Below are 15,817 nucleotides of genomic sequence, written 5' to 3' on the forward strand. Positions count from 1 at the left end.
ATGTTTGTTACATAATACCATAAAATCCCCGAATTGTTAGTCGCTGAATCAATTTGGTATTTACATTTTAACGGCTGAGGAAATTATTCTAGTGGATATTGGTTTTATTGGTTTTCTGTGAATTAAGCATATACAAATAATTATTATTCTTAGTTGTTTACTCTGTTTTATATTGACAGGTGTGACTAATCTATTTTATAATTACTTACGTAAAGTAACTAAAGGAAATATGGCACATACCTTGTGGCAATTAATACGATAAATATATGGTTCCATATAGCGTACAAGTAAGACCTGAATTGGGGGAGCATAAATGATCACGAACGAAACGATCCAAACATTGAAAAATAAAATAAAGACGATCGGCGGCGATGAAGGCGAGAAGCACATCTATCTGGTCGGTCCTGTACATCTTTCGGTGAACATCGAGGATAATACATTAGAGTTCAAGTGGTATAGCTGGATCACCTCAGAGAAGCAGATGGATGAGCAGGAGCTCATCGCCTCCCTTGCAAATGCGCAGCTTGCTGATCAGCAGCAATCGAGTGTACTGGTGTATGGGGATTTTGATAACCATCCGGATGCGATGATACGGATGCACAGCATCTGCCATACGGGTGATATCTTTGGAAGCAAGCGCTGTGACTGCGGCTTCCAGCTGCAGGAGTCGATGAAGATGATCGCTGCTCACGGCGCAGGTGCAGTCTTCTATCTGGCCAATCACGAAGGACGCGGTATTGGCTTGTTCAGCAAGACGATGGCTTACCTGCTTCAGGAAGAGGGTTATGATACGGTCGATGCCAATCTGGCGCTTGGCTTTGCCGATGATCAGCGGGATTACAGTGAGGCCATCCGTGTGTTAAGAGCGCTGAGGGAAGAGCCGGTACGCCTGATTACAAACAATCCGCGCAAGCTAGCATCTCTGCAGAAGGCGGGAATGCTGGTAAGCGGCAGAGTTCCGCTCTGGGGTGATCGCTCGGCCTATAACGACAAGTACTTGAAGACAAAGGTGAGTCGATCGGGGCATTTGGAGGAAAATGCGGAATGGGTTCGAGATGTACTGCTGTCTTAATCAATCCTATCATGCTTCGAATGAAGAAAACCTGCTGAAAATTTCAGCAGGTTTTCTTATATCATGCTCTATTTGAAAGGAGGGCTAACTTGAATCAAATCATCAATTGACTTACATTTTCTTCTTGATCTCATCCTTGAGCGCTTCGGATTGGGTACCGAAGATAACTTGGACCGCACCGTTGCCTAGACGCATAATTCCCGCCGCACCCAGCTTCTTAAGCCCAGCGTCATTCACAACCTTCTCATCGCGAACGACAAGCCGCAGTCTTGTAATGCAGGCATCAATGCTCTCGATGTTATCAGCGCCGCCGAGTTGATGAAGCACTTTATCTGCCTTTGTGTCTCCTTCTGCAGAGTCAGAAGGTGCTGCAGGCTTATCAGAGGCATCTCCCGTTCCCGTACCTTCTACAAGTTCATCATCATCTTCTCGTCCTGGTGTCTTCAGGTTGAATTTGACAATAACGAAGCGGAACAGGAAGTAGTATACCACCCCGAACGCAAGCCCCACCGGTATGAGGAGCAGCGGATTCGTTGACAGCTTCATGTTGAGCAGGTAATCAATTAAGCCTGCGGAGAACGCGAAGCCCAGCTTGACGTCCAGCATATACATAATGAATCCGGATAAACCGGTCAGAACGGCATGGATGACATATAGTACTGGTGCCAGGAACATGAATGAGAACTCAAGCGGCTCTGTAATCCCTGTCAGGAAGGAAGCAATGGCCGAACCGATAAAGATCGAGCCTACCATTTTTCGCTTGGACGGCTTCGCGGTATGAATCAGCGCGAGCGCTGCTGCCGGCATGGCGAACATCATGATCGGGAAGAACCCGGACATGAACATCCCTGCTGTTTTGTCTCCTGCAAAGTAACGTGTCAGGTCACCGTGCACAACTTCTCCTGCCGCATTCGTAAAGTCCCCGATCTGGAACCAGGCGATCGAATTCAGAACATGGTGCAGACCGATCGGTACAAGCAGCCGGTTGGCCGTACCAAAGATAAATGCACCGATACCTTCAAGACTAACTACCCAATTACCAAACGCAGCAATCGCATCCTGAATTGGGCTCCATATCATACCGAGCAGTACGGCAAGCACAATAGTTGCGATTGAAGTAATGATGGGAACAAACCGCTTACCTGAGAAGAAGCCCAGCCATTCCGGAAGCTTGAGCGTATGGAATCGTTTATATAAATACGCAGCCAGCAATCCGGTCATAAATCCGCCAAGCACGCCTGTATCGAGCACAACATCATCCGGGATATATCCGAAGACAAGCGGAACCTGCTCCAGAACTTTTACCAGAATGAGATAAGAGATGACGGCAGACAGCGCGGCTACGGCATCCCCTGCGAGACCAATGGCAACACCGACGGCAAAAATAATTGGGAGATTGCCGAAAATCGTTCCTGCACCCGCATTCAGAAATGGGGTGATGAATTGGTTAATGAAACCGCCTACAGCTCCGAGCGGAATATCCTGTTGGTAGTCTATTAAAGCAAAAGCTTGGAGAATACCTGCTGCAGGCAGAGTGGCGACCGGAAGCATCAGCGACTTGCCGAGCTTTTGAAGACCTTTTAACATGCTTACTGCACTCCTTTTTGATTAGGATTTTTGCATAGTCGATTTAGCTTTCTTTTTGGGTTTTATGCAAAATCCCTAAATAGATGAAAAAAGTTTTCGTTAAATTGGTATAAAAACAGAAAAGTATTTTTGCGACACTTGCTATTATAACTATATTTGCGGAAGATGGAATAGGACTTTTGCATCTTGCATGTGCCCTGTATTGACTTCTTCACTTCAACCGGATAGATTAACTATGAAAAAGATCACTAAAATCAAGACTTTACGCCCGTTTTCTTTGAAAGCGCTTCATACGTATATGACAACAATTACCTTTATTAGGGGGAGGGCATATGGCTTTTCATTCGCTGCCTATTTTACCTGCCGTCAAGAGTATAAAAGAGCTGGAACGAGTATTAAACAGTCCTTATATGTATATCGTTCTTCTCGATTCTCATGTCGCTCAGCTGAAGCATATTGTTAAGCTTGCAGAGCAGCATGGCAAAAAGATACTTCTTCATGCCGATATGATCAATGGGCTCAAAAACGATGAGTACGCTGCCGAGTTTCTATGCCAAGAGATTCGTCCCGCCGGTCTCATTTCGACCCGTGCTGGGGTCATACGCGTTGCCAAGCAGAAGGGATTGATCGCGATTCAGCGCGTCTTTTTACTTGATACCATTGCACTTGAGAAGAGCTACGCACTGATCGAGAAGACTCAGCCCGACTATATTGAAGTTCTTCCTGGTATTATGCCCCATATTATCAAAGAAGTTTCATCCAGAACCGGAATACCGATATTTGCGGGCGGCCTGATCCGGACCGTAGAGGATGTAGATAATGCCATGCAGGCGGGAGCCACATTTGTAACCACATCAAATCATGAGCTTATCGCTCACTATCAAAATAGCGCCGTTTAACAGGAGGTAGAGCAGATGGAACAGTACATCATGTCATTAGATCAAGGAACAACCAGCTCGAGAGCCATTCTATTCAATAAAAAAGGGGAGATCGTATACACCGCTCAGCGGGAGTTCCCTCAATATTTCCCACAGCCCGGGTGGGTTGAACATAACCCCAGTGAGATCTGGAGCTCGATTCTCGCTGTCATTGCGACTTGTCTGGCAGAAGCGGAGGTGAAGCCTTCCCAGATCGGCGGAATCGGAATAACGAATCAGCGGGAGACAGCGGTCGTGTGGGAGAAGGACACCGGTCATCCGGTGTATAACGCGATTGTATGGCAATCCAGACAGACGGCGGATATTTGCGCGGATCTAAAAGCCCAAGGACACGAAGATATGATTCGTCAGAAGACAGGGCTGCTCATCGATCCTTACTTCTCCGCAACGAAGGTCAGATGGATATTAGATCATGTGGAAGGTGCAAGAGACAGAGCAGAGCGGGGCGAGCTGCTGTTCGGGACCATAGACAGCTGGCTGATCTGGAAGCTGTCAGGCGGTACAGCCCATGTAACCGATTATTCAAATGCTTCCCGCACCATGATGTATAACATTCATGAGCTGGAGTGGGATCAGGAAATATTGGATCTGCTTGATATTCCAAGAGCGATGCTGCCCGAGGTGCGCGGATCTTCCGAAGTGTATGCACATACGGTTCCGTATCATTTCTTCGGCTCACAGGTCCCGATTGCAGGTGCTGCAGGAGACCAGCAGGCTGCACTGTTTGGTCAGGCTTGTTATGAAGAAGGCGCAATCAAGAATACTTACGGTACAGGCTGCTTTATGCTGATGAATACGGGAGAACGGGCCATTAATTCACAGCATGGACTCATTACGACGATTGCGTGGGGGATTGATGGCAAGATTGAATATGCTTTGGAGGGCAGTATTTTTGTAGCGGGCTCGGCGATTCAGTGGCTGCGAGACGGGCTTCGCATGATTAAAGACTCCAAGGACAGCGAGCTGTATGCCTCCCGTGTGGATTCAACGGAAGGCGTATATCTGGTGCCTGCCTTCGTTGGACTGGGGAGTCCGTATTGGGACAGTGAGGTTAGAGGTGCCGTATTTGGGCTGACACGTGGAACGAGCAAAGAGCATTTTATTCGTGCCACGCTGGAATCACTGGCCTATCAGACGCGGGATGTACTGAATGCGATGCAGCAGGATTCCGGAAATACCCTTGCTAAGCTTCGAGTCGATGGTGGAGCGGTGAAGAACAATCTGCTGATGCAGTTCCAGAGCGATATTCTGGGTGCCCCGGTAGAACGGCCGGTCATCAGTGAGACAACGGCGCTCGGAGCGGCTTATCTTGCTGGCCTTGCCGTTGGATTCTGGAGCAGCAGGGAGGAGATATGTGAGCAGTGGGCATCGGAGCGGATATTTGAGCCGGGGATGGCTGAAGAGCAGAGAGAGCGGCTGTATGCAGGCTGGCAGAAGGCTGTGGAGGCTGCGATGGTATTTAAGGTGTAGATGTATGAGATGACGGTGAAAGAAAAGATGGAAGAGATGTAGTGCAGGACCGTTCCTGTGCTGCTCCGGTAGTGAATATTCCGTACGATCGTTCTTGGACAGGAATGGCAGTGAACTAGGTTATAAGGAAGCCATTCCTGTCCAAATACGACCGCTGTCGCTTCTTCCTGAATTATTCACTTCCTCCGCAAGTGGAACCGTCTATATGGAGCAATCCCCTCCTCAAACTGGGGGAGGGGAAAGTTAGAGTCCGGCTCGGCAATTCGCGGCCGGACTTTATTTTTGGTAGGGTTCATTTGAGCTGCTCCGGTAGTGAATAATCCGTACGATCGTTCTTGGACAGGAATGGCAGTGAACTAGGCTATAAGGAAGCCATTCCTGTCCAAATACGACCGCTGTCGCTTCTTCCTGAATTATTCACTTCCTCCGCAAGTGCAACCGTCAGTAAGCAGCCCCCCCTCCTCAAACTGGGAGAGGGGAAAGTTAAAGTCCGGCTTGGCAATTCGCGGCCGGACTTTATTTTTGGTAGGGTTCATTTTGACTTGCGTAATGAACTAGAACTAGAGCTGCAAGAGCTATAGAGTAGAGAGCTAAAAAAGAACTAAGAGCGATGCCAGAGAGGGACGGTTCTTGAGCTGCTCCGGTAGTGAATAATCCGTACGATCGTTCTTGGACAGGAATGGCAGTGAATGGGTTATAAGGAAGCCATTCCTGTCCAAATACGAACGCTGCGCTTCTCCCTGAATACTTCACTCCCTCCGAAAGTGGAACCGTCAGTAAGCAGCACCCCCTCCTCAAACTGGGAGAGGGGAAAGTTAAAGTCCGGCTTGGCAATTCGCCGACCGGACTTTGTTTTGGCTCTGGTTCATTTGACTGCATAATGAACCAGAGCTAAAAGATGGGGTATGTTTATTGTTTGTTGAATGGTTTACACCAAGTACTTGTTCTTAAGCTGTGTTCTTTCTTCCTCTGTAATGCCAAGGCCCTTGTGGAGGTAGTTCTCGAATGATCCATAGTTATCGTCGATGGCCTCCAGTGAAGCCCGTATGAAAGCTGCCTTCATCATCTCCGGTACTTCTCCGTTCCAGTCTTTCTTCATCTCTTCAGGCAGTTGATCGATATGATCCTTGTTATTTCCGGAGAGGAAACGCTGCAGGAGTCCATCTATCGCTAGATTGGTCAGCTCGTAATCTTCAATGACGACCTCGCGAGGTACGCCAAGCGTCAGAAGAATCAGTGCGCATACGACTCCAGTACGGTCTTTACCGGCCGCACAGTGGAACAAGGAAGTACCACGATCTTCTGTTAGAAGCTCATGCAGAATGAGGGAGCATTTGTTAGTGTTCAAGATCATCGCCTTATAGCCTGCATTCAGATCAAGTCCAATCTTCTGCATCTCTTGCGGACTCGCTTCCGCCATGAAAGGGATATTGGTGTTGATCGCTTTACCAATTGCAGGACTCGGGCGGCTCGCGACTTCAAAATCACTGCGAAGATCACAGATCCAATCGATTCCCAGCGCATCTGCGGTCTTCAGATCCTGTTCACTTAGTTCATGCAGATCTGCGGAACGCAGGAGCATTCCCCAGCGAGTTGTCCGTCCATCTTCTGTATGATATCCCCCCATATCACGGAAATTAACGACGCCATCGGTATGAATCATCCGGTCGGTTACGGTCGTAACGGAGCCGTCGTTAAACTTCACATGATAATAGCTTCGCCCAGGGAGTGGTGTTCTTGTAAAGGATGCACCTACCGGCTCAATCTGAACCTCAAGCGGTGTGCTATTGTTCTCATCAAATTCAGGACTTGCAGAGAGGTAGATCGCTTCAGCCTCAAGGCTCTCTGGCATATTCCAGGCGAGTGTAATGATATTATTGCTGGTGTATTTCGCTTGCACGATAGGTCCTTGCTCTAATGAGGGGTTGAATGTTGACATCATAAATCCTCCTTCGGATTTCACGTTAGTATCATTAAACAAATCTGCTAACTCTTACGTGTCTTAAGCTTCATTTTGTACCGGTTTGCAATAAATTCCACGCTGAACACCATGACGAAGACGACCAGGCCGACAAACAAAGCTGCCGCAAAATTGTACGATTTCATCGCATGCGTCATTTCAAATCCGATCCCGCCGGCACCGACTGCACCGAGGATGGTGGATTCAGCAATACCGCCTTCGAGCTGAAGCACACACCAGGCAATGAACGCCGTCTTCACAGTCGGCAGGATTCCTTGCATTACGATCTGGAGCCAGCTGGCACCGGTTGCCCGCATCGCCTCAAGTACGCCCTTGTCGATCTCCTCAAGCGACTGTGCGAATACCTTGACGAGCATGCCTGCGGCAGAGACGGCGATGGCCAGTACCCCTGGAAGCGGACCAAGTCCGACAGACACGATGAATATGAGTGCCCACACAATAGTAGGAATCGCGCGCAGCAGGGAGGCTGCGCTTTGGATCACCCATGCAAGCAGCGGATGAGGTGTAAGGTTGCTCGCCGCGAGAAAAGACAGGAAGAATGCAATGACAATGCCAAGCACTGAGCCGATAATGGCCACCTGCAGTGATTCTACTGCAGCAAGCAGGACATGCTTCCAATCGGAGAAGTCAGGAGGGAACATCGTTCCCATATAACCCCACAGCTTCGTGAAGCCTTCGGCGATCTTGGCGTAATCGAACTGCAGCTGCAGGAGACTGAATACAAACAGTATAGCAACCAGCGGAAGACCGATCACAAGCAGCTTGTCTTTCTTCGGCTTCGGCGGCTCGACGGCCGATGTCATCACCGTAAAGGATGATTTATGTTCGTTTAGCTGCATACTCATATGATCCGCTCCCTTACGCGATTGGTAATCGTTTCAACGATAAGGACGATGACGAGCACGAGCAGAACGGCCATGCTGGCTTCCTGGTACTGAAACAATTTCAATTTCGATTGCAAAATAAATCCGAGACCTCCTCCGCCGACCATGCCGACGATCGTGGAGGCGCGTACGTTAATTTCAAAGTTGTATAAGGTCCAGCCTATAAATCCGGGCAGAAATTGCGGAACAACGGCTTGAGACAGCACTTGAAAATAGCTTCCGCCAGATGCACGGACGGCTTCAACCTGTCCCATATCAATCTCTTCAAGCACTTCGGCGAAAGAGCGGGTCAGCATCCCGATCGAGATCAGGATCAGCGACATCGTTCCTACGACCGCACCGAGTCCAAACGCAGCGACAAGCAGGATGGTCCAGATAATAACCGGAATATTCCGGAAGAGTGAAGTCGCCGCTCGAACGAATACTTGCAGGTAAGGATGCGGACTCGTTGTGGCAGCAGCCAGGAAGGACAATAGTCCAGCAACAACAGATCCGATAACCATCGCAACGACGCTCATATATAATGTCTGCAGAGCAGGCTCGACGAGCTGGGACAGGGATGAGAAGTCCGGCGGTAAAAAGTCGAAAAAGATAAATCGGAAGCTCTCGCCAACTCCTGTAAACAGAGCTCCCAGTGTAAACTCAGCACCGATGGAGGACCAGATGATGAGCGCAAGCAGCACGATGACAAACAGTATCGTTTGGGTGCGTTTCATTTTACGGGCAGATTGCATTTGTGCCGCATTCATGTCAGGCGGTCTCCTTCACTTGGGGATTGGTCTGGTTGTAGATCAGCCGGATCATATCATCCGTAAGCTCATCTGGTGTTCCATCGAATACTTTGGTTCCTTTATGGATGCCGATAATACGGGATGCATATTTCTTCGCAATGTCTACCTGATGCAGATTGCATAGACAGGCAATGCCTTCCTCATTACAGATCGTGTACAAATAGTTCATGATCGTTTCCGATGAAGCGGGATCAAGACTCGCGATAGGCTCATCTGCCAGAATCAAATCGGGTCTTTGCGCAAGTGCGCGGGCAATACCTACCCGCTGCTGCTGTCCACCGCTCAGCTCGTCGGCCCGCTTGTACATCTGTTCGAACAAACCGACGCGCTGCAGCATTTTTTTCGCAGCTTCTGTATCTGATTTGGAGAAGAGGCCAAGGGCTCCCTTGAACGCATTCATGTAGCCCAATCGGCCATGAAGCACGTTTCTTAGTACGGACACACGGGTGACAAGATTATATCCTTGAAAAATCATACCCATATGACGGCGCAATTCGCGCAGCCTTTTGCCCTTAATCCCCATGGTCTCGCTGCCTTTAAACTGAATTTTGCCGTTTGTTGGCTCAATCATGCGGTTCAGGCTGCGAAGCAGGGTGCTTTTTCCTGCTCCGCTCGGCCCGATGACGACAACGAATTCTCCTGGATTAATCGTAAGATCGAGGTTATCAAGCGCCTTTGTTCCGTCTGGATATACTTTGGATAAACCTTCCACTTGTAGTAGTGTCATATTAAAAAATCCTCCTCACGTTTCAAATACTCCGCTTATTTGCTTAACAGTTCTTCTGGAGACATATCAAGAGCCTCTGCTACATCACGAATCGGATCAAAATCGCTGTCACTGCCTTCTACAAAACGAGCAGCACCCACACTTTCCAGGAAGCTAGGGTTTTTCTCATGATAACCTACCATAAGCTCACGCAGCTGTGTTACTAGTTCTTCAGGCAAATCGTGACGATATAATAGCGGTGCTCCGCCGACAATCGGCTCTGATTCAGCAATGACACGGAAATCATCTTCATTCACAAGACCGGATTCTGCCATCATTGGCACCATGAGGCTTGAAGTACCGATCGCATCTGCATTGCCGTTAGCCAGCGCAAGCAGGGACTTATCATGTCCGCCGGAGAAAGCTACACTGCCGAAGAAGGAATCCAGTTCTTCATTCGTCAGGCCAAGCTCTTTCATCAGAGTTGCACGCGGGTACAGATTTCCGGATGTGGAAGCCGGATCAGCAAACAAGAAATCTTTTCCTTCGAGATCTTGTACCGTTTGATAAGGGGAATCCTTCTGAACCAGGATCACGGTATTTGATGGTTGATCACTTTCTGAACGGACAAGCAGCTTGGCATTAGCACGTTCCGTAGCAATGATATATCCGAATGGGCCGATCAGCCCGATTTCAATTTTGCCTGCACGCAGTGCTTCAATAACCATGTTGTAATCTTCAGCCACAAAAATTTCAGCAGGAATGCCGGTTGCTTCTGTAATGTCTGCGGCTAGCTGATCCTGCGAACGGTTCATCTCGCCTTCTTCACTTGGCATCATGCCGATTCGAATCACTTCAGGCATCCCTCCCTCACCCTCAGCAGAGGTTGAGCCTGCTTCGGCTCCGCAGCCGGACAGAATAACGAGCATAAGTACAAGTGATACGATCAAGCTTTGACGACCCCTATTTTTTAACATGATATATCCTCCCGATTTTGAAGTTCATATTCTGTGGTACACAAGTAGGATACAAGTTGAATGTAAGAGGAATGTCTTGGCAATTTTGAGGATTTGTAAAATATTTGGGAGGGTTGCGGCAATTCTACGCATACTGTTAAGATGAGGTAAAATGATTCATATATAATAGATATTTTGTTCGAATTATGATAACAATCGAGTGTGAGTATAAGTCATGGGCAGAAAGGGACTACATAAATGATGAAGAAAAACTCGCTGGTTGATACGGCATACACGCTGCTGCGTGATCAAATCGTCCGAGGTGAATTAATGCCGGGTACACTGCTGTCGGAGAATGAGCTGTCTGTAGAGTTTCAGATGAGCCGGACGCCTGTCCGTCATGCGATTGCTCGTCTCGAATCGGAAGGATATGTAACAGCACTGAAGAATCGCGGAGTGCTGGTCAGGGAAATCAACAGCAAGGAGTTCATTGATTTGAATGAACAAATTCAATCCATGCTCTTCTACTGCTTTCAAGTGATGAAGGACCGCAGCAGAGATATTTATATAGATCTTGAATCACTGGCTGCCCATGTAGAGGCACAGCGGCTTGCAGAACAGAATAATGATTATGCGACTTATATTGATCATCATTTTCTGTTCATGAGGGAGATCGTAGAGTCGATTGGTAACAGCGTAATGCTGAGTACCTTTGACTCCTTCAAGGATAAACTAGGTATGTATGCCATGGTTCGGTTCAAGCTTACACCCAACATTAAGCATTATAGTGCGATTGGAATTAATCGGGATACACTGAAGGTGATAGCGGAGCAGGATTATGATGCTGCCCAGGCGGTTGTGCTGTCGCTGGGCCGTTTGTCGAGGGAGCGAATGCTGGCTACTGGACAGTTCTAGTGAAAGAGAGCAGAGCATTCTTTTTCGTCAATGGAGCAAGAATGGACACACTTTCAAACAAAGGCCAAAGAAGGCCAAAGGCCGCAATATAAAATGTCATTTACCAGTTAGAGGTTTGCATAACGGGTAACCCGTGTTATGATAGTCGTAACAAGTTAATAGTTGTCAGGAGACGAGGAGAGACCGCGATTACATTTGAAGGCGCTATGCCGATAATGTTTATTTCGTGGTCTCTTTTTCTGTTTCTGTTTATAAATACAAGAAGCGGAGGTCATACGCATGACAGGATTTGCTGAACTGAACAGAACGGACGCCATAGCGGCGATGGGTAAGGATCAATTTGATTTATTGATTATAGGAGGCGGAATAACAGGGGCTGGTATCGCACTGGATGCCGTGACTCGGGGGATGAAGGTCGCTCTCGTTGAGATGCAGGATTTCGCTGCAGGCACATCCAGCCGTTCCACCAAGCTCGTGCATGGAGGACTGCGTTATTTGAAGCAGCTGCAGATCGATGTTGTGGCTGAGGTCGGCAAGGAACGTGCCATTGTATATGAGAATGGACCTCATGTGACGACGCCCGAGTGGATGCTGCTCCCCTTCTATGAAGGGGGGACATTTGGCAAGTTCATGACCTCCATTGGGCTTCGTGTCTACGATTTTCTGGCTGGGGTGAAGCGAAGCGAGCGACGGGTCATGCTCAGCAAGGAGAAGACGCTCAGCAAGGAGCCTTTATTGAAGAAAGAAGGAATGCTGGGCGGCGGCTACTACGTGGAATACCGGACGGATGATGCGAGACTGACGATTGAAGTCATGAAGGAAGCCGTGAAGAACGGTGCTCTCGCTGTCAACTATGTCAAGGCGAACTCGTTTGTTTATAAAGACGGCAGGGTGTGCGGTATCCATGCGAAGGATCTGATCGGAGGCTCCGACTTCACCATTCATGGAGCTAAGGTTGTGAATGCGGCTGGACCATGGGTCGATGAACTGAGAGAGAAGGATCAATCCAAGCAAGGGAAAGTGCTTCAGCATACAAAAGGCATTCATCTTGTCATCGACCAAAGCCGGTTTCCACTGAAGCAGGCGATCTATTTTGATACACCGGATGGACGAATGGTATTTGCCATTCCACGTGACGGCAAGGCGTATGTAGGTACGACGGATACCGTATACAAGGGTGAGCTCGCGAATCCCGTGATTGAGAGAGAAGATGCCGAGTATGTCATTAAAGCGATCAACTACATGTTTAGTGATCTGGACATTACGATTGATGATGTCGAATCCGGCTGGGCGGGTATTCGTCCCCTTATTTTTCAGGAAGGGAAGAGCGCCTCGGAAATATCACGGAAGGACGAAATTTGGCAGTCTGCTTCGGGCCTCATTACGATTGCAGGAGGCAAACTGACCGGTTATCGCAAGATGGCGGAGAACGTTGTGGATTTGACCGCGAAGTTGCTGCATAACGAAGGAAAAGGGCCTTTCAAGGCATGTCAAACTATCCGTATGCCGATATCGGGCGGCCAAGTCGGCGGAAGTGCAGGCTATCCTGCGTATGTTCAGCGTATGACGGAAATCGGTATGCGGCATGGACTGACACATGCGGATGCGGCACGGCTGTCACAGATGTACGGGGCGAATGCAGAACGGTTATTCCAGCATACAGAAGGAAGTGAATATTCTCTTGGCGTAAACCTGCCGATTGAGGTGCTCATGCAGCTGAATTATGCAATGAAGGAAGAGATGGCCGTAACGCCAGCCGACTTTTTCATCCGCCGCACAGGAGCGCTCTTCTTCCATATGGATTGGGTTAAGAAATATAAGACTCCCGTCATTGAATACATGGCGATGGTATATGGATGGACAGATGTCGAGCAGCAAATCTACACACAGGAGCTCGACCAGCTTATTACAGAGGCCAAGCCGGCAGCAGGCTAAAACCATCAGACCATATGAGCAATCCAGGATAATGTGACTCTGTCACACTTATCTCATGTCTCATGTCTCATGTCATATGCCGCAGTGCACCCATGCCAGCCGCTTATACACAATAGCGGTGATTAAGATGCCCTCGAAAAAAGGGCGTTTTTGTATCAATACTAGCGTATATCTAGTTGAAGCGTTTCAATGCTGCTAGTGCAGCAGGTTATCCATTGTTCACATAGAGATCAGAGCCTAAATTTGTTATCCTTAATAAGGAAATGATGATAACATACGGAGGCGTTTCATGGGTTGTCTAGGCTGACTGTTTGTACCGATCATTGTGTAATCGCTATCTTAACTTGAAAAGGGGAATTTGAAGATGACACTCAGAATTGGAATTATAGGCACAGGCTGGTTCAGCAAGGTGCACGCCGGGATTCTGCAGCAGATGGAGGGCGTTAAAGTTCAGGCAATCCTTGGGACAAGCTTGGAGAAGGCAGACCGAATGGCAGCAGAATATGATGCAAATGGATACGATCAGCTTACGGACATGCTGGATGCTGAACAGCTGAATGCGGTATATATTTGTGTTCCGCCAATGTCTCATGGTGAGATCGAGCTCGCACTTATTGAACGAAACATCCCGTTTCTGGTTGAAAAGCCGCTGGCGACCGATCTTGCTCTGCCACAGAAGATGGATGCTGCCATTCGGGAGAAGAGGCTGCTGACATCGGTGGGCTATCATTTCCGTTATCAGGAGACAGTGGAACTGCTCAGGAAGGATCTGGCCGGGCAAACCATCGGCATGGCAAGTGGAGCATGGAATGGAGGCATGCCGGGAGTAGCTTGGTGGCGGCGCCAGGAAGGATCAGGCGGACAATTTATTGAACAAACGACGCATATTGTGGATTTGCTGAGATATGTAGCCGGAGAAGTAGTGGAAGTCCAGGCAATGTACGCAAACCGGAGTCTCCACGAGCTGCATGAAGGTGTAAGCGTGCCTGATGTAGGAACGGTCAATTTACGGCTTGGTAACGGTGCGGTAGCGAATATTTCCAATACATGTATTCTGCCGGATGGTGTGCCGGGTAGTAGCGGGCTGACCTTCTATTCATCTCATGGTGTATGGGATTGGAATCCGGAGAGGCTGCAAATTGCTCAGCCCGAACCTGCAGGAATGACGACAGTAGAGAATAAGGGTAACGCATACCTGCTGGAAAATGAAGCCTTCATCCATGCACTGCGCACAGGCGATCGAAGCCGTATCCGCTCGGATTATTCGGACGCGGTTCGTACTCAAGCGGTCACTGTTGCTGCCCTGAAGTCTGCGGAAACAGGGGAACGCGTATCACTTCTATGACCTTCAGTGTTCAGTGAATGTACTTTCGACATATCGAACAGCCCTGCGCAGATACAAATCTCATTCATTCCGCACAGGGCTGTTCTTCATCAATCTATCAAGAGCAGCCGAGAGTACTCCGGCTTCTATAAGCGGTGAGGTGAATCGGCAAGCGTTGATAAGTGGCGGGAGTATTCATATAATCCACTGGGTGGACCATTCGTAAATTTCTTTAATGACAGGCTCAATTGCGAGGCCCTTATCCGTAAGCTCATATTCGACACGGGGAGGGATTTCCGGATACATTTTGCGGGTAACAATACCGGTCAGTTCCATCTCCTTCAGTCTCTCGGACAGCAGCCTTCCGCTGATGGCCATAGCAGCTTCCAGCTCCGTAAAGCGTTTCGGACCAGATAGCAAATGATACATGATGAGGACAGCCCATTTCTTGCCTAAGAGGTTCATCGCCTGGGTAATCGGGCATAGCTCGTTGTTTTGGGGCTCCATGAGATCACCTCGAATTTTGTTAGAACAGGTACTTATAGATACATATAACTCTATTATACTAGATAATCCGTTTCGGTGGGAAAGTCGGAATAAACGAAACCCTCCCGATATTACCGAGAGGGTCATTGTGATTCATAGGGCTCATTATAATTAGAGAAGCTTCTTGAGCTGAGATACACGGCCTTGACTAATTCCTAATTTCTCAGCGATTTGATTTTGTGAAATACCTGGATTGCCCTCTATAATTTCTTTCATCCTGCGAAGCATCTGGGCTGTCTTGGGACGTACATCACGGGCAAATTCATCCGATCCAGTAGAATAAAGATGTTTATGTACAGCTGATGACCCTGCGTATTTCGGATCTGTAAACTGGGATAAGCGTTGCTCTTGATTAGAATTAGTCGAACTTTGTCGATTTGATAGAGGCATGTCCACCGAATGATCCGTAAACTTCAGTTCCCGGGCACAGCTCTTGCAAATAAATTGTTCTTTGAAATACATCTCCGTGTCCACATTTCCACAAAAAATGCAAAGAGTGGACTTGTATTTACGAAGAATCAATTCTTTACCTTCAATAAAAAACTCCAGCGGATCTCCGATATCGATCTCCATTGTATCGCGCATTTCCTTTGGAAGAACAATACGGCCAAGACGGTCGAGCGCTCTTTTCATACCGGTTCTTTTCATGGGTAATCTCCCCCGCTAATCAGCAGATATTATCATTTCTTCATTTTAAGGGAAGAATGTACTG

Annotated in this window: 15 protein-coding genes; 6 read left to right on the forward strand and 9 right to left on the reverse strand. The window is 48.2% G+C overall.

Translation table 11 applies throughout. The features are described from left to right. Positions 1 to 313: 313 nt before the first annotated feature. Positions 314 to 1,072: a GTP cyclohydrolase II gene (locus ACFQ3J_RS17290; RefSeq protein ID WP_251582981.1), complete on the forward strand. Its 759-nt coding sequence runs from the start codon at positions 314 to 316 to the stop codon at positions 1,070 to 1,072. A 111-nt stretch (positions 1,073 to 1,183) separates the two neighbouring features. Here ACFQ3J_RS17290 and nagE read toward each other — a convergent pair whose 3' ends face one another. Next, positions 1,184 to 2,659, reverse strand: coding sequence for an N-acetylglucosamine-specific PTS transporter subunit IIBC (gene nagE, locus ACFQ3J_RS17295; protein ID WP_251582979.1), 1,476 nt, complete (start codon positions 2,657 to 2,659; stop codon positions 1,184 to 1,186). Between the two features lie 332 nt (positions 2,660 to 2,991). On the opposite strand from nagE, the gene ACFQ3J_RS17300 reads away from it, so the two are divergent. Both ACFQ3J_RS17300 and glpK read left to right on the forward strand, forming a co-directional pair. Then, entirely contained in the window at positions 2,992 to 3,558 is a 567-nt protein-coding gene (locus tag ACFQ3J_RS17300) for a glycerol-3-phosphate responsive antiterminator (RefSeq protein WP_091160161.1), read from the forward strand. A 15-nt stretch (positions 3,559 to 3,573) separates the two neighbouring features. Next, a complete protein-coding gene (gene glpK / locus ACFQ3J_RS17305; RefSeq protein ID WP_251582978.1) occupies positions 3,574 to 5,067 on the forward strand; it encodes a glycerol kinase GlpK in 1,494 nt (497 codons plus the stop codon). 516 nt (positions 5,068 to 5,583) lie between these two features. Here glpK and ACFQ3J_RS17310 read toward each other — a convergent pair. From ACFQ3J_RS17310 to ACFQ3J_RS17335, 6 genes are all read right to left on the reverse strand, one after another. Next, positions 5,584 to 5,820 (reverse strand): hypothetical protein, encoded by a 237-nt coding sequence (locus ACFQ3J_RS17310; protein ID WP_379293510.1) that lies wholly within the window; start codon positions 5,818 to 5,820, stop codon positions 5,584 to 5,586. Positions 5,821 to 5,995: 175 nt separating this feature from the next. Next, the gene (locus ACFQ3J_RS17315) at positions 5,996 to 7,009 is read right to left on the reverse strand and encodes a tyrosine-protein phosphatase (protein WP_251582977.1); all 1,014 of its coding nucleotides are present in this window, start codon (positions 7,007 to 7,009) and stop codon (positions 5,996 to 5,998) included. Between the two features lie 44 nt (positions 7,010 to 7,053). Next, complete coding sequence (gene phnE / locus ACFQ3J_RS17320; protein ID WP_251582976.1) at positions 7,054 to 7,893, reverse strand: phosphonate ABC transporter, permease protein PhnE; 840 nt, start codon at positions 7,891 to 7,893, stop codon at positions 7,054 to 7,056. Further along, positions 7,890 to 8,681, reverse strand: coding sequence for a phosphonate ABC transporter, permease protein PhnE (gene phnE, locus ACFQ3J_RS17325; RefSeq protein WP_251582975.1), 792 nt, complete (start codon positions 8,679 to 8,681; stop codon positions 7,890 to 7,892). The genes phnE (ACFQ3J_RS17320) and phnE (ACFQ3J_RS17325) overlap by 4 nt, the downstream gene beginning before the upstream one ends. A 1-nt stretch (position 8,682) precedes the next feature. Beyond that, positions 8,683 to 9,450, reverse strand: a complete 768-nt coding sequence (gene phnC / locus ACFQ3J_RS17330) for a phosphonate ABC transporter ATP-binding protein (protein WP_091160169.1) — start codon at positions 9,448 to 9,450, stop codon at positions 8,683 to 8,685. A gap of 35 nt (positions 9,451 to 9,485) precedes the next feature. Beyond that, the gene (locus ACFQ3J_RS17335) at positions 9,486 to 10,406 is read right to left on the reverse strand and encodes a phosphate/phosphite/phosphonate ABC transporter substrate-binding protein (protein ID WP_251582974.1); all 921 of its coding nucleotides are present in this window, start codon (positions 10,404 to 10,406) and stop codon (positions 9,486 to 9,488) included. 237 nt (positions 10,407 to 10,643) lie between these two features. Between ACFQ3J_RS17335 and ACFQ3J_RS17340 the strand changes: the two genes are divergently transcribed. From ACFQ3J_RS17340 to ACFQ3J_RS17350, 3 genes are all read left to right on the forward strand, one after another. Beyond that, positions 10,644 to 11,300 (forward strand): GntR family transcriptional regulator, encoded by a 657-nt coding sequence (locus ACFQ3J_RS17340; RefSeq protein WP_251582973.1) that lies wholly within the window; start codon positions 10,644 to 10,646, stop codon positions 11,298 to 11,300. 279 nt (positions 11,301 to 11,579) lie between these two features. Further along, entirely contained in the window at positions 11,580 to 13,235 is a 1,656-nt protein-coding gene (locus ACFQ3J_RS17345) for a glycerol-3-phosphate dehydrogenase/oxidase (protein WP_251582972.1), read from the forward strand. A 364-nt stretch (positions 13,236 to 13,599) separates the two neighbouring features. Beyond that, the gene (locus ACFQ3J_RS17350; RefSeq protein ID WP_251582970.1) at positions 13,600 to 14,580 is read left to right on the forward strand and encodes a Gfo/Idh/MocA family protein; all 981 of its coding nucleotides are present in this window, start codon (positions 13,600 to 13,602) and stop codon (positions 14,578 to 14,580) included. A gap of 174 nt (positions 14,581 to 14,754) precedes the next feature. Here ACFQ3J_RS17350 and ACFQ3J_RS17355 read toward each other — a convergent pair whose 3' ends face one another. Beyond that, positions 14,755 to 15,066: a winged helix-turn-helix transcriptional regulator gene (locus ACFQ3J_RS17355; RefSeq protein WP_091160177.1), complete on the reverse strand. Its 312-nt coding sequence runs from the start codon at positions 15,064 to 15,066 to the stop codon at positions 14,755 to 14,757. 150 nt (positions 15,067 to 15,216) lie between these two features. Next, positions 15,217 to 15,753, reverse strand: a complete 537-nt coding sequence (locus ACFQ3J_RS17360) for an AbrB/MazE/SpoVT family DNA-binding domain-containing protein (protein ID WP_091160179.1) — start codon at positions 15,751 to 15,753, stop codon at positions 15,217 to 15,219. Positions 15,754 to 15,817 lie beyond the last annotated feature (64 nt).

It is taken from the genome of Paenibacillus provencensis, assembly GCF_042678545.1.
GTDB lineage: Bacteria > Bacillota > Bacilli > Paenibacillales > Paenibacillaceae > Paenibacillus > Paenibacillus provencensis.

Coding starts and splice junctions, on each gene's coding strand:
- ACFQ3J_RS17290 (WP_251582981.1), top strand. CDS start 314: ATGATCACGAACGAAACGATCCAAACATTGAAAAATAAAATAAAGACG.
- nagE (WP_251582979.1), bottom strand. CDS start 2,659: ATGTTAAAAGGTCTTCAAAAGCTCGGCAAGTCGCTGATGCTTCCGGTC.
- ACFQ3J_RS17300 (WP_091160161.1), top strand. CDS start 2,992: ATGGCTTTTCATTCGCTGCCTATTTTACCTGCCGTCAAGAGTATAAAA.
- glpK (WP_251582978.1), top strand. CDS start 3,574: ATGGAACAGTACATCATGTCATTAGATCAAGGAACAACCAGCTCGAGA.
- ACFQ3J_RS17315 (WP_251582977.1), bottom strand. CDS start 7,009: ATGATGTCAACATTCAACCCCTCATTAGAGCAAGGACCTATCGTGCAA.
- phnE (WP_251582976.1), bottom strand. CDS start 7,893: ATGAGTATGCAGCTAAACGAACATAAATCATCCTTTACGGTGATGACA.
- phnE (WP_251582975.1), bottom strand. CDS start 8,681: ATGAATGCGGCACAAATGCAATCTGCCCGTAAAATGAAACGCACCCAA.
- phnC (WP_091160169.1), bottom strand. CDS start 9,450: ATGACACTACTACAAGTGGAAGGTTTATCCAAAGTATATCCAGACGGA.
- ACFQ3J_RS17335 (WP_251582974.1), bottom strand. CDS start 10,406: ATGTTAAAAAATAGGGGTCGTCAAAGCTTGATCGTATCACTTGTACTT.
- ACFQ3J_RS17340 (WP_251582973.1), top strand. CDS start 10,644: ATGATGAAGAAAAACTCGCTGGTTGATACGGCATACACGCTGCTGCGT.
- ACFQ3J_RS17345 (WP_251582972.1), top strand. CDS start 11,580: ATGACAGGATTTGCTGAACTGAACAGAACGGACGCCATAGCGGCGATG.
- ACFQ3J_RS17350 (WP_251582970.1), top strand. CDS start 13,600: ATGACACTCAGAATTGGAATTATAGGCACAGGCTGGTTCAGCAAGGTG.
- ACFQ3J_RS17355 (WP_091160177.1), bottom strand. CDS start 15,066: ATGGAGCCCCAAAACAACGAGCTATGCCCGATTACCCAGGCGATGAAC.
- ACFQ3J_RS17360 (WP_091160179.1), bottom strand. CDS start 15,753: ATGAAAAGAACCGGTATGAAAAGAGCGCTCGACCGTCTTGGCCGTATT.